The sequence below is a fragment of the Chitinophaga niabensis genome (assembly GCF_039545795.1).
Lineage (GTDB): Bacteria > Bacteroidota > Bacteroidia > Chitinophagales > Chitinophagaceae > Chitinophaga > Chitinophaga niabensis_B.
Genome location: NZ_CP154260.1, coordinates 3,120,810 through 3,134,262, shown reverse-complemented (window position 1 = coordinate 3,134,262; position 13,453 = coordinate 3,120,810). Strand labels below are relative to the sequence as shown.

Sequence of the window (13,453 nt, the reverse complement as noted above, 5' to 3'; positions counted from 1 at the left end):
GTTAGTTATTGAAGGTTAGTTAAAGGGTATCCTGCCTGTGCGCGTTCAATTTCAGCTTGTGAGATCTGCACCTGTGCGTAGGCCTGCAGTAATTGTAAACGGCTGTTGGTGAGCTGGTTCTGAGCATCGAGTAATTCAATGTACAGGAGCTGGCCTTCTTTATAGACCTTCATCTGGTCCCGGAAATATTTTTCAGCCAGCTGTAATTGTGTTTGCGCGCTTTTATAATTCACGTAAGCAGTGCGGTAATTATTGTTCGCGCGGTTGAGTTCCAGCTCCAGCCCCTGTACGGTTTCGGTCAATGCCGTTTGTGCGATGGCAGCATCTGCGCCGGCCTGTTTGGTACGGTATTTCCGTTGTCCGCCGGTGAAGATGTCCCATTGCAGATTTACACCCCAGAGGTAATATCTGCTGGAATTATTGAAGGCCCAGTTAAAACCCTGTGAGCCCAGATCCAGGAAGGTGTTCACTTTAGGCGTGAAGAGGGAATGTTGCATTTTCTCCTGCAGGAGTGCTATCTTTTTAACAGAAGTGAGTTGCTGGATCTCTTCCCTGCTCTGAACGCCGGTAGTTGGAATGTATTCCGCTACCAGGAGTGCTGTGCTATCCAGCTCAATAGAATCCGTTAAAGGTTTATTCAGCAGGAAGTTGAAATAGGAGCGGGCGTTCTGTTGGGTGTTTTCTGCCTGCGTGATCGCTGCTTCTGTTTTCTGTTGTTCTGTTTGTGCGCGGGTGAGTGAAGTGTTGTTACGGATACCGTTGTTCAGCATGCTTTGATTCACCCGGATGTTTTCTTTCACCAGCAGGAGGGCATTGTTATAGATATCTACTGCACGGGTGGCCTGAAAGTATTGGTAGTAGGCCGTTTTAATGTCTTTTACCAATTGGCGTTTATAGACATTTACCGTGGCCTGCTGGCGGGAGATATCTTCCTGCCTGATCTTTTTTGCATACATGATCTCTGTATTGATCAGTGGCATGGAGGTGCGCACTTTTGCATCATAGAAATTATCCGGGGCGAGCAAAATGGATTGATTTTCCAGCTGCGGAAACTTCTGGCTACCGGTTAATTGATTGAGTGTGGCATATACACCGTTCAGCATATCGCCCACCGGGATATCAATAGTACGGCCACCGCCGGCTTTGGTATAACTGCTGATTAAACTGGCAGAGGGCATGAAGAGTGCTTTTGCTTCCTGCAAAGCGTACATGTTCTTTTCCAGTTGAAAGTTCTGCCGGGCTATGGCCTGGTTGCGGGAGAAAGCTTCCTGGATATATTGATCCAGCCGGCTTTGAGCAGTGGCCACCTGTGTGATAAAACCAACACTAATAAACAAGTGTAGTTTAATGATCTTCGGTAACATAATGAACGGTGTTTAGCGCATGGGCAAAAAAAAGCCAATCGCCAGGGCGACTGACTATGCTTTTATAAGTCTTAAGTGTTCGTTCAAAGCCATTTCCATGGCTTTGTTGATCTGTTCGGGTTCCATATCCATTACTTTGAAACGGCAGCGCACATTGAGGGATACCAGGCCATGGGCGAGGGACCAAACCGACAATGCAGCGAGTCTTTTATCTGTATACCGCAGTAGTTTTTTGTCCACACACTGAGAGATACAATCAGACAGATAATCAAAGCAGGCATCTCCATTTTCCCAACCGGCTTTTTCGTCCACGGTGTTCATAGGAGCGCGGATGATGAACATCAGATCGTAAAGGTCCGGATGTTCCATGCCAAAGCTCACATAGGTGTGCGCTATCTGCTCCAGGCGTTTCCAGGGACTTTTGCTGGGGGCGTTTTGTACAAAGGCTTCGTACAACCTGCCAAATGCTTCCCGCTGTACTTCGTACAACAGTTCGTCTTTGTCTTTATAATAGAGATAGATGGTGCCGGGGCTGTATTCTATCTTATCGGCAATGTTACGGATAGATGTTTTTTCGTACCCTTCTTCCAGGAACATCTGCATCGCCGCCTCAATGATCAGCCGCTTCATTTCCAACTTTTCTCTTTCTTTCCTGTCAGTTATACCCATGTTAATAATATTTACAATGCAAATATAATGAACACTGTTCAGTAAAACCAAATTTATTTATCTTTATGTTATGATCAGACCTGCCAGAAAGGAGGATGCCTCCACCGTAGTACCTTTGCTTTTCCAGGCCATGAAGGAAATAGCCGTTAAACTGGCGGGTACCAATAACCCCGATGTGGTACAGGCTTTATTTGAGTATTTCTTTCAACAGGATGTAAACCAGTATAGTTATAAGAACGCGCTGGTGTATGAGGATGAAGAGGGGATCGGGGGGATGATCCTTTCTTATGATGGTGACGACCTGGACCTTTTGCGGGACCCGGTGCTGGACCATATCCGCGAGCACCTTCAGAATGATTTTGTGCCGGGCCGGGAAACCGGGAACGGGGAATATTACCTGGATAGTATTGCGGTAGCACCCGGCAGGCAGGGTAAGGGTATCGGCAAACAACTGATTGCTGCTGCCATAGAGAAAGCGCGGCAGGAAGGGCAATCCAGTGTTGGATTGCTGGTGCATGAACATAATGCGGATGCGCTGCGTTTGTACGAACGGCTGGGGTTTAAAGCGGTTAAAATGCGCGAGTTTGCCGGAGGGCAGTACCGGCACATGGTGAAAAGTTTATGAAGCATCTATTGATATTAGCAGCGCTGAGCCTTTCTTTATCAGCGGCGGCACAGGTTTACAAACAGGAAAAGGTTGTTTTGAATGGGAGACCACAACAGGTACCTAATATGCTGCAGGGCAGTTTTACTGCAGTACTATGGGTAAAGGCAGCAGAACAGGGATCAGCAGCTTATGAAATATTGGGCACTAAACGCTGGCAGATAGGTGTGCAGGAAAATGGTGCCTGGTACTGGAAAGCCGGTGACTATGAATACAAGCCAACACCGCAGCGCCAAAACATCCGGGATGGCAGAACACATATGCTGGCCTTTGTTTATGATACGCTTAAGAAAGAAACTTCTTTATACTATGATGGTAAAAACGTGGCCATCTACTATACACCCGGACTGGACAGCCTGAATGCTTCTGCATTGAACATAGGAGGTGTAACAAAAGGAGAGCTGGGCGAATGGGAAACCTTCTACGGAGAGATCCCGGAGCTGAGCCTGTATAAATCATCCGCAGAAAACATCGCTTACCTGTATTCGCTGAAAGTGCCGCCACCAAGGCCTATGGGCCCACCCAAAGCACCCACGGTACTGCGGGTGATGAATTACAATATCTGGCATGGCGGTAATGAAACCGGTAAGGAAATTGGCCCGCAGCGGATCGTGGACATCATTCAATCTTCCGGTGCAGATATTGTTTCCATGCAGGAAACCTATGGCTCCGGCGCAAAGATCGCAGATGCACTGGGATATTATTTCTACCTGCGGAGCACAAACCTGAGTATTATGAGCCGTTACCCCATCTCGGAAACACTGGAGGGAGATGCGCCTTTTTACAACGGCGGCGCCTATATTAAAATAAGTGATCAGCAGAAAGTAGCCTTCTTCACCAACTGGCTGAACTACCCCTATGATTACTGGGATATGCTGGAAAAGAAACGTCCCATCAACCCGGATTCGCTGGCGGTACATATGGAAAAGGGTAACACCGCGCGCCTGCGGAGCATCCTGAAAACCATTCAGGCGCATACCGCCAATGCAGACAAAATACCTGTGTTTTTCTGCGGCGATTTCAATACCGGTTCCCATCTCGATTGGGTAAACGCCACCAGGAAATTCAATAATGGTTATACCGTACGTTTCCCCGCAGGCCTTGCATTATATGATACCGGTTATAAAGATGCCTTCCGCGTGGTACATCCTGATCCGCTGAAGGAGCGGGGCATTACCTGGACGCCGCAGTTCCCGCATGCTTTCCAGGACCGGATCGATTATATTTACTATAAAGGTGCTTTGATACAACCCCTGAAAGCATGGACGATCACCACTCATCCTGTAAAGTATCCTTCTGATCATGCAGCGCTGGTAGTGGAGTTTAAGATACAGCCCAAATAAGGCACGGTATTTCTTTCTTATAACCGCAAGAAACATTTGATTGTGGCGTCTAACTCAATGAGGGTGATGCTTAATTAACCACCCATCCATTAAATATCAAATCTAAGGGCTTGAATTACTACTTTTGGCCGCATTGTAAATAAATCTGTGTAAAGGTAAACATGAGGAAAATTGTCATATTGCTGTTAGGCTGGGTCTTGTGTATAAATAGCGGGGCATTTGCGCAACGGCAGCAACAAGGGGAGGCGCATGCCGAACTAATGGGTAAATTGTTGGACGATCAGACAGGCAAACCTGTAGAATACGCTTCCGTAGCGCTTTTGAATGCATCTGACTCTGCACTTGTTACCGGGATGCTCTCCAAAGGTAACGGGGATTTTAGTTTCAGTCCGGTCAAGCCAGGAAGTTACATCCTGAAAATATATTTCATCGGGTATCAAACCTTCTTCAAAGCTGTTACTGTGAAAACAGTATCAGATGTAGGTAATATCCGATTGAAAACAACGGCGCGTAACCTGAAAGGTGTGGAAGTGGTAGGGGAGAAACCTGCCTTTACCATGGCTATCGACAAAAGAGTGTTCAATGTAGATAAGAACCTGGCCAGCGTTGGAGGTACTGCAACAGATGTACTCCGGCAGGTGCCTTCCGTGAATGTGGATATTGACGGAAATGTTTCTGTACGGAACGGTTCGCCCACCATCTTTATAGACGGCCGCCCCAGTACACTCACACTGGACCAGATCCCTGCAGACGCTATTGCCAATATAGAAGTGGTGACCAATCCTTCCGCGAAATATGATGCAGAAGGTATGAGCGGCATTTTGAACATTGTATTGAAAAAGAACCGCAGAGCAGGGATCAATGGACTCATCACCGGTGGTTATTCCACGACCAAAAGCAGCAATGCCGGTATTGACCTCAATATCCGCCAGGATAAGATCAACTTCTTTGTAAACTATAATTTGCGCGACAGGAAGAGTCCTATGAAGCAGCATCTTTTCCGCCAGAACTTTGATGGGGCAGATACTACTTTCCTGGATCAGTACCAGGATGGCGATTTCGGCCGCCGGTTCCAATCCGGAAGGATAGGATTCGACTGGTTCATTGATAACCGTAATACCATCACCTTATCACAAGGGATGGTTAGCGGAGATTTCGATAACCTCAATGAACAAACCACCTACGACCTGGATGCACATCAAACCAGGCTGCGTTATGGTATTGGCCGGAACGACAGCAAGAACAACTTCCGCAATTACACCACGCAGGTAGGTTACAAACGCACTTTTGCAAAAGAGGGCATGGAGCTGACAGGAGACTTTACCTATAACCGCTCCACCGGTAAAAATAATAACGACTACAGCCTGCAATACTACGATATGCAGGGGCAGCCAAGCAATTCGCCTAATCAGCCGGAACTTCGGACAGGCAGGGGAAACAGCACTACCACGTATTATACCGGCCAGATCGATTTCGTGAATCCGCTTTCCGAAAAGTCTAAACTGGAAGCAGGGCTTCGTACGAATGTGCGTACGTTCAATAGCTTGCTGAATACACTGGGTAAGAATTTCAATACCGGAGAATTTGAATACGATTCAGCTTTATCCAATAACTATCATTATTCGGAACAGATCAATGCTGCTTATGTAAGTTATACCGGTGGGTATGGCAACTTTGGCTTCCAGACTGGTTTACGTGCGGAGCAATCTTTCTACAGCGGTGAAATGCGCAATGTGAAAGATGCCAACTATAAGATCGATTATCCGATCGGATTGTTCCCCAGCATTTTCCTGACACAGAAGTTTAAAGGAGATCATGAGCTGCAACTGAACTACAGCCGCCGTATCCAGCGCCCCTGGTTCCGCGACCTGCTGCCAAATATCCAATACAACGCCAACTCTGCTAACCGTGGTAACCCTGCGCTGATGCCGGAGTTCACGAACTCTTTCGAGCTGTCTTACCTGAAAGACTTCGACAGGAAGCACAACGTACTTGTATCCATTTACTACCGCAATACCAATAATGCCATCACCAATTTTTACGTGGATACCACGCTGAACCTGGATGGCCAGGAACGTAAAGTGGTATTGAACTATCCTATCAATGCAGATCAGCGGAACTCTTATGGTGCGGAACTCACTGTAAGGAACCAGATCACCAAAAGCTGGGATATCACTACCAACCTGAACGCTTCCCAAACAAAGATCAGTGCAAATAACCTGAATAACTCAGGATTTGTATGGTTCGGTAAAGTGAACAGTAATACCAAACTCCCCTGGAACCTGACCTTACAGGTAACCGGCGAATATGAATCCCGGCAGATCCTGCCACAGGGAGAAGACGCGCCGGAATACCAGGTAGACCTGGCCATGAAGAAAGACTTCTTTAAAAAGAAGAACTTCTCTGTATCGCTGGGTTTAACAGATATCTTCAATACAGACCGTGACCTCAGCTGGACCAATACCAGCTTCTCTTCATCAGAACGTTACCGCAAACGTGTTTCCCGCGAACTGCGTTTGAACCTGAGCTGGCGTTTCGGAAAGATGGATACTAAGCTCTTTAAGAAAAAAGGCAAGGGCGAAGGCGGAGAAGGTGGTGATATGGGTGGAGACGGGTTCTAAATATCATTAAAACAGGTTAAAGGGCCGGGCTTTCAGTCCGGCCCTTTATTTTATACATTATCATAAAGTGCTATGCGTCAGGACTATAATTTTATCCCCACATTTTAAAATGTGAAAAATTGATATATATTTATACTGCGGTTTAGTTCCGCTCAACCTATGCAACTCGAATCCCTATTCATTCCCCACGTTTCTTACGGTGGCTTTCGAAAGCATCCAGGGCGAGGCGTATCCCCGCGTGTATCAATATTTCAGTGCAGAACTTAAAGAACAATTGTATGGATATTATAGCGTACCAGGACTTCCATAACATCCGGCTGAGTGACTTTTATGCCGGTCCTGACTACAGGGAGGTAGATAATTATGATTTCATGGGTGAGCAATGGATAGGCGAACTTTCGGGGTTTAATACCTTCCTGCGCCTGATCACCGAGCCGGAAGATACCCGGGCCATTTCCCTGGATTTTACCAAAGACGATAATAATATGGCGGGAAAAGTGCTGGAAGCCTTACATCTGCCCATTAAATCCGCCTGTTCTGAATCAGATCTGATAGAGTTGTTTGGCGAGCCGCAGAAGAAACTTCGTTTGGCGAAGGATACGGTGACGATGGATTATATCATTGGGGAGCGGTTTACGTATTATTTGTCCTGTACCCTGCATCATGCGAATGGGTTGATGTACCTGGATATTATGAATGAGGAAAAAGTTATTAAGAAATTGAAAGGCAAAGAGAAAAAGAAGAAAGAATAATATTATTATTGCGGTACACCTTATACCATTATTATGCTAACCCGGTTCACCTTTATTGTCGTTTTCTTATTTGCATTCTCTAACCCAGGGATAGCACAGGATAGTATAATGGCAAAAGCCGGGCAGGTTCCGCAAAAATACCTCTCACAAGTAAGTAACAAAAGCCGTCAACTGGAAAAGCAGGTGGACAAACGTACTGCCAGGGCGTTAGACCGGATGATCAAACAGGAGAAGAAATTGCAGCGTAAGCTGTCGAAGATCGATTCCCTGGCGGCTAAGAATATCTTTACGAGATCTATTGACTCTTTGGGCGGACTGAAAGCGCGCCTTAAGAGCAAAACGGGTAAGGCTGAAAAGGCGCTGAATGGCCAGTATTTCGGTTACCTGGATACCTTGTCCAATTCCCTGGGCTTTTTAAAGGAATCCAAACAGTTACTTGGTAAAAGCAAAGAAGTCCAGGGGAAACTCGCAAAGTCCATGGAGAGTGTGAAAGAACTCCAATCCAAATTGCAGCAGGCAGAGAATATCAAGAAGTATATCAATGAACGGAAGCAGTTGCTGAAATCGCAATTATCCCAATATACCAGTTTGACCAAAGATCTGCAAAAGATCAATAAAGAAGCTTATTACTACGCACAGCAACTGAAAGAATACAAAGAAGTTTTTAAAGACTCCAAAAAGGCAGAGAAAAAAGCCATGGAGCTTTTGCAGAAGGTACCTGCTTATAAAGATTTTATTTCCCGCAATTCACAACTGGCCAGTTTATTCAACCTTCCTTCCGGCGGTGGCAGTGCAGACCTGGCCCAAAGCCTCGAAGGGCTACAAACCCGTGCGCAGGTGGATCAGTTACTCCAGCAGCGTATCGGTAGTGGCGGTCCCAATGCCCGTCAGGCACTAACGCAGCAGATGGAAGCAGCGCGTTCCCAGTTCGATGAATTGAAGAAGAACTTCCCGGACCTGGATAATGCAGGAGAGATGCCGGATTTTAAGCCGAAAGAGTTAAAAACAAAAAGCCTGCTGCAACGCCTGGAATTTGGTACGAATGTGCAGTTCCAGCGGTCTACGCAGTTCTTTCCTACTACCGGAGATTTTGCAGGGCAGGTGGGGTATAAGTTTTCCAAAAATGGAATTCTTGGATTGGGTGCATCTTATAAACTGGGTATGGGAACCGGGTTTAATAATATCCGGTTTTCGCATCAGGGGGTGGGTTTCCGTTCTTTCGGGGATTATAAGCTGAAGGGGACGTTTTTTGTGAATGGAGGTTTTGAGTATAATTATAATCAGCCGTTTGCAGATGCAGCGCAGTTGTATAAGCAGAATAACTGGTCGCGCAGTGCCTTGCTGGGGATCAGTAAGAAATATAAGATCAATAATAAGTTGAAGGGGAATATGATGTTGTTGTATGATTTCCTGGCTAATTCCCAAGTGCCAAGGATGGACCCTGTGAAGTTTAGGTTGGGGTATAATTTTTAACCTTAGTTCATAAATACCTATGAAAAGAATTTTTCTAAGCAGCTTTGCTGTTTTGTTTGTTAGTAGTGTGGTGTTGGCCCAGGATTTACAGACAGTTACAAGTAATGGTAATGAGACCAATAAGCGCATTATAGTAAATGGGCTAGGTGCTTTATTTGCCTTAAAAGGCGATGCGGGCCGGTACATTCATTGGACCAATTCTGATAATATAGAAAAAGCATGGGTTGGATATGGATCTTCAGGCTCTAATTCATTTGGTATTGCTAACTCACTTGGTGATATAACCGTTTACTCCTCATTATTTGATGTCAGGAGCCGTGCTCTGGTGAACAGTGCTGTTGATGATGGTGCCTCAGCGCTGATCGTTAACGGAAATGTTTCACTCAGTAACAGGGGGCAGAATTATATCGTTAAGAACTTTGCCACGTTTGGGGAAACTGTTTCGGGTGCGGCTACTATTATAGGGAACAATGCTATTGCTAACAGGGATGTAGCGCAAAGAGTGGATTATTCTTACACTACCAGTGATGGCAGTAATGCGATGGTGATGTCTTACCTGCATGGCACTATGTTCCATGTAAAAGCTTCGGGTGTTTCGCGGAATGCAGGAGAGCAATGGTTTACAGTGGGAAATGGCGTAGATGAAGTGATGCGGCTCACGCCTTCTCACAATGTACTGATAGGTACTGCTACTGACGATCCTGCCTATAAGTTGCAGGTGAGGGGGAATGTGAAGGCGCAAAAGGTGAAGGTGACATTGCAGGGCTGGGCGGATTTTGTGTTTGAGCCGGAATATAGGTTGCCTTCTTTATTTGAGGTGGAACAGTTTATTCTGCAGCATAAGCATCTGCCGGAGATTCCTTCGGCGAAGGAGGTGGCGGAGAATGGGGTGGATTTGGGGGAGATGAATAAGAAGTTATTGCAGAAGATAGAGGAGCAGACCTTGTATATTATTGAGATCAATAAGCGGTTGAAGGCATTGGAGGAGAAGGTGGGGAAGTGATTCATATAAATTTATTATTTCTGATATTTCAAAATCAATATAAAGATGAAGCTAGCCCGGATCAAATTTATCCTTATTCTCTGTTTTTGCTGGGGAACCAGCTATGCGCAAATAGGTGCAAGTTTAGGCATGGACCAGCGGATCTATAAGACGAGTCATCACTCCCCGGAAGCTGCAGCAATGGGTAAATATGGTGAAATACCGGTTTCTCTTCATACAGGGGTGCCGGATATCTCTGTGCCTATATATTTAATTGATTTGCCGGATCTACAGATCCCTATTTCACTTAACTATCATGCAGGAGGAATTAAGGTAGAAGAGGTTGCGAGTAATGTAGGGCTGGGATGGTCTCTTAGTTATGGCGGCGTAATTAACCAGGTTAAAAATGGAATGAATGATTTTACCTGGAACCTGGGCTGGCTGCATACGAGTGAAAAGGTAGATAGTATGATGAGTTTGAGTGATTTGTTTGTGAATAATGGTACTGTCGGAGCTCTAACTCCCGAGTTTTCTTATGCAATACGCTCTTCGTTAAAACATGTTGATTCAGAAGCAGACTTATTCTCCTATAGCTTTCCTGGACAATCCGGGAAATTCTATTTTAACCAGTCTGCGAAATATTTCTTCATGCCAAAAAATAAGAACAGACTTGAGTTTTCACAGGGAGGTACAAGTCCGGTTGCTGACAATATTACCATAACAGATGAAAAGGGGAATAGATTTATTTTTTCAGATATAGTATCAACTACTATTGTTAAACACGGAGGTTCACAAAGTAATTTAAGTCCGGGCATAGCTTGGGCTGCACTGACTTTAGATAATAATGAATATAACTATTCTTACTATCTTACTCAGATCATTACTAAGAATAGTGATACAGTGAAATATACCTATGCACCTGGGGGCTCAATTTTCAGGAATCAATATACAGAATCCAGATCCAAAAATATTACTGGAGGGATCTGCCCTGATCTCGAAGGTACAATAACCTATACTGAAAGTTTTTCGGGGGAATTGAGAGTCACAGAGATCACAACTTCAAGGGGCCAGAAAGTACAATTCACTTATGATCCTACAGCAAGAAGGGATCTGAATGGTTCCAATACTTCTTTGAAAGGGATTAAAGTCTTGTCCTATGATAAAACAATAAAGGAGTTTAGCCTTGCTCATGACTACTTTAATGGGACCTCTACATCTACTTCTCCTGATGACTTTAGACTTAAACTATTAAGTGTAACAGAAAGTGGTAAACCTGCTTATAAGTTTAAGTATAATGAAGGTTCCGTATTTCCGAACCGACTTTCATTTTCACAGGATCATTGGGGATATTATAATGCTGCAAGCAACACAACCCTGCTCCCTCAGAATATAGCTAAGGGATTTCTTACAGGAGCTAACCGGGAAATTGCATTCTGGGCTGCTGAGATAGGTGTTTTAGAAGAAATAGAATATCCTACGGGGGGCAAAACTGTTTTTGATTATGAGTCTAATGATTGTAAAGTACATGATACCTCAAGTATAATAACTTCCGTGACAAGGAGAGCTCTTTCAATGCCGGGAGAAGTAGTTGAGGTTGGCATCACTATTCCCCCGGGAGCTTATGAAATAAGGGCTTTTTGGAATGCACCAAATGTGACAGGCACAGAGTATGTGCGGCTTGTTTCTCCTACAACAAGCTACGTTCTTAACTGTACAGCAAGTTCTCCGGTCAATGGAGTTGAACATAATATTCCCCCCGGTAATTATACCATACAGGTTTATGAAGAAGCACCAGGCAATAATAATTATTACTTCAGATTGATGTGGAATGAGTCTCAGAGTGTCGATACCACTTATAATAAGCTGGTTGGCGGACTTAGGGTTAAAAGTATTAAAAGCTTCTCCAACAAGAATGATCAAACACCTGCAGTATCAAAGTTTTATAGTTATAAGAGTTTTGAGAATCCGGCATTTTCCAGTGGTCTAATGGGGCTTTTGCCTAAATATGAATATACAACGGAATCTTTTAATCCCAATGATGGGATAGGCACGCTGTGTCCCTATCTAAACCAGGTAGCCAGTAGCGTTACTCCCCTTGGCATGTTTCAGGGAGGTAGTGTTGCTTATGATAATATAGCTGTTAGCGAAGATAGCCTGGGCTATAATGGGTTAAGTCGTTATTATTACAGGAACTCCGATTACTTTAAAGGGTTTGATGTGTTTCCGTTTAGCCCTATGATGTTTAAAGATTGGAAAAATGGGCGTGTGGAGCAAACTGTTCAATCCGGGAAATCAGCCAGTACGGCCTTCAATGTAGCAAAGAGTAGAAATGAGTATTATACTGATGAACATGATTTCTCAACCAATGTATTGAATATATTATATGGAATTGAATACATAAGAGTGTTTGAAGGTGAACCAGCGCAGTATATAGTAAAGTTCGGTCTGGCAACTTATTATCATTTTTCCGGAGAATCCAGAATTATAAAAGAGGAGAAAATTGATTTTTCATCTCAAAGCCAGCAAGATTCAATCGTAACAGTAAAAAGATACTATTATGATAATGCCTCCCATCCTTTCCCTACCAGGATGGAAACCGAATCAAGCAACAAATTGCTGCTAACGAAGGTGAAATATCCACTTGACTATGATACTTCAGCCATTACAAATGCCGCAGATAAAGGGATTACATTGCTTGCCAGGAGGAATATTTTAATTGCCCCTGTTGAGACTTATGCTCAGATCCGGAAAAATGGAAGTAATGATTCATTGACTACAGCCGGTGTACTAAATTATTACAACCCCGGCAGGCCGTTACTTGATTCGATTGCTGTACTGAATGTTGAATCGCCCATTTCTTCCTTTGTAGCATCTTCTATTGTAAGTGGTTCATTGAACAAAAGTGTATATTATAAAACGGAAGGAGTTGTAAGCCTGTATGATGATAAGAGTAATGTACTCGAGCAGCGATTCAAAAATAAGAGCATGACCGAATCATTAATATGGGATTATAAGCAGCAGTATCCGGTTGCGCAAGTGCAGAATGCTGCTTATAATGACATTGCCTATACGAGCTTTGAAGCAGAGGGAAAAGGGAATTGGAGTTTTTCTGGTACTGTAGGTGCTGATATTACTGCACCTACCGGCAGAAAAGTATATAATATACAAACCGGGGCAATCAGTAAATCTGTATCGGCTGCTCAGACCTACATAGTATCCTATTGGACAACGAATGCTACTCCATATACAATTACAGGAACGCAGAGTGGTTATCCCATTAAATTGCGTTCTTATAATGGTTGGAATTACTACGAGCATAAAGTTAGTAATGTCATGAATGTAAGCCTATCAGGTAATGGATATATCGATGAATTGCGCTTATATCCTTTGGATGCGCAGATGGTTACCTATACGTATGATCCTCATATTGGAATTACCAGTGAGTGTAGTTCTGCCGGTAAGATCCAGTATTACCAGTATGATGCACTGAACCGGCTATATGTGATCAAAGACCAGTTTGGTAAGATCCTGAAGCAATACGATTATCAGTACCAAGTTCCTATCACCCAATAACCTGTGACCATG

At 44.3% G+C, this 13,453-nt stretch carries 9 protein-coding genes; 7 read left to right on the top strand and 2 right to left on the bottom strand.

The features are described from left to right. Positions 1 to 5 precede the first annotated feature (5 nt). Both AAHN97_RS12160 and AAHN97_RS12155 read right to left on the bottom strand, forming a co-directional pair. Positions 6 to 1,364 (bottom strand): TolC family protein, encoded by a 1,359-nt coding sequence (locus AAHN97_RS12160; protein WP_343307895.1) that lies wholly within the window; start codon positions 1,362 to 1,364, stop codon positions 6 to 8. 54 nt (positions 1,365 to 1,418) lie between these two features. After that, entirely contained in the window at positions 1,419 to 2,033 is a 615-nt protein-coding gene (locus AAHN97_RS12155) for a TetR/AcrR family transcriptional regulator (RefSeq protein WP_343307894.1), read from the bottom strand. Positions 2,034 to 2,103: 70 nt separating this feature from the next. Here AAHN97_RS12155 and AAHN97_RS12150 point away from each other — a divergent pair, with 70 nt between their 5' ends. The 7 genes from AAHN97_RS12150 to AAHN97_RS12120 all read left to right on the top strand — a co-directional run bounded on the left by AAHN97_RS12150 (position 2,104) and on the right by AAHN97_RS12120 (position 13,441). Then, the gene (locus AAHN97_RS12150; RefSeq protein ID WP_343307893.1) at positions 2,104 to 2,658 is read left to right on the top strand and encodes a GNAT family N-acetyltransferase; all 555 of its coding nucleotides are present in this window, start codon (positions 2,104 to 2,106) and stop codon (positions 2,656 to 2,658) included. Continuing rightward, positions 2,655 to 4,040, top strand: coding sequence for an endonuclease/exonuclease/phosphatase family protein (locus AAHN97_RS12145; RefSeq protein ID WP_343307892.1), 1,386 nt, complete (start codon positions 2,655 to 2,657; stop codon positions 4,038 to 4,040). Before AAHN97_RS12150 ends, AAHN97_RS12145 begins: the two co-directional genes overlap by 4 nt. Before the next feature lie 161 nt (positions 4,041 to 4,201). Continuing rightward, positions 4,202 to 6,661, top strand: a complete 2,460-nt coding sequence (locus AAHN97_RS12140; RefSeq protein ID WP_343307891.1) for a TonB-dependent receptor domain-containing protein — start codon at positions 4,202 to 4,204, stop codon at positions 6,659 to 6,661. 278 nt (positions 6,662 to 6,939) lie between these two features. After that, positions 6,940 to 7,413 (top strand): hypothetical protein, encoded by a 474-nt coding sequence (locus AAHN97_RS12135; RefSeq protein ID WP_143197388.1) that lies wholly within the window; start codon positions 6,940 to 6,942, stop codon positions 7,411 to 7,413. A 33-nt stretch (positions 7,414 to 7,446) separates the two neighbouring features. After that, entirely contained in the window at positions 7,447 to 8,886 is a 1,440-nt protein-coding gene (locus AAHN97_RS12130; RefSeq protein ID WP_343307890.1) for a hypothetical protein, read from the top strand. Positions 8,887 to 8,905: 19 nt separating this feature from the next. Further along, positions 8,906 to 9,889, top strand: coding sequence for a hypothetical protein (locus AAHN97_RS12125; RefSeq protein ID WP_343307888.1), 984 nt, complete (start codon positions 8,906 to 8,908; stop codon positions 9,887 to 9,889). A gap of 45 nt (positions 9,890 to 9,934) precedes the next feature. After that, positions 9,935 to 13,441, top strand: a complete 3,507-nt coding sequence (locus AAHN97_RS12120; RefSeq protein WP_343307887.1) for a hypothetical protein — start codon at positions 9,935 to 9,937, stop codon at positions 13,439 to 13,441. The last annotated feature ends 12 nt before the right edge of the window (positions 13,442 to 13,453 follow it).

Coding starts and splice junctions, on each gene's coding strand:
- AAHN97_RS12145 (WP_343307892.1), top strand. CDS start 2,655: ATGAAGCATCTATTGATATTAGCAGCGCTGAGCCTTTCTTTATCAGCG.
- AAHN97_RS12125 (WP_343307888.1), top strand. CDS start 8,906: ATGAAAAGAATTTTTCTAAGCAGCTTTGCTGTTTTGTTTGTTAGTAGT.
- AAHN97_RS12150 (WP_343307893.1), top strand. CDS start 2,104: ATGATCAGACCTGCCAGAAAGGAGGATGCCTCCACCGTAGTACCTTTG.
- AAHN97_RS12160 (WP_343307895.1), bottom strand. CDS start 1,364: ATGTTACCGAAGATCATTAAACTACACTTGTTTATTAGTGTTGGTTTT.
- AAHN97_RS12120 (WP_343307887.1), top strand. CDS start 9,935: ATGAAGCTAGCCCGGATCAAATTTATCCTTATTCTCTGTTTTTGCTGG.
- AAHN97_RS12130 (WP_343307890.1), top strand. CDS start 7,447: ATGCTAACCCGGTTCACCTTTATTGTCGTTTTCTTATTTGCATTCTCT.
- AAHN97_RS12155 (WP_343307894.1), bottom strand. CDS start 2,033: ATGGGTATAACTGACAGGAAAGAAAGAGAAAAGTTGGAAATGAAGCGG.
- AAHN97_RS12135 (WP_143197388.1), top strand. CDS start 6,940: ATGGATATTATAGCGTACCAGGACTTCCATAACATCCGGCTGAGTGAC.
- AAHN97_RS12140 (WP_343307891.1), top strand. CDS start 4,202: ATGAGGAAAATTGTCATATTGCTGTTAGGCTGGGTCTTGTGTATAAAT.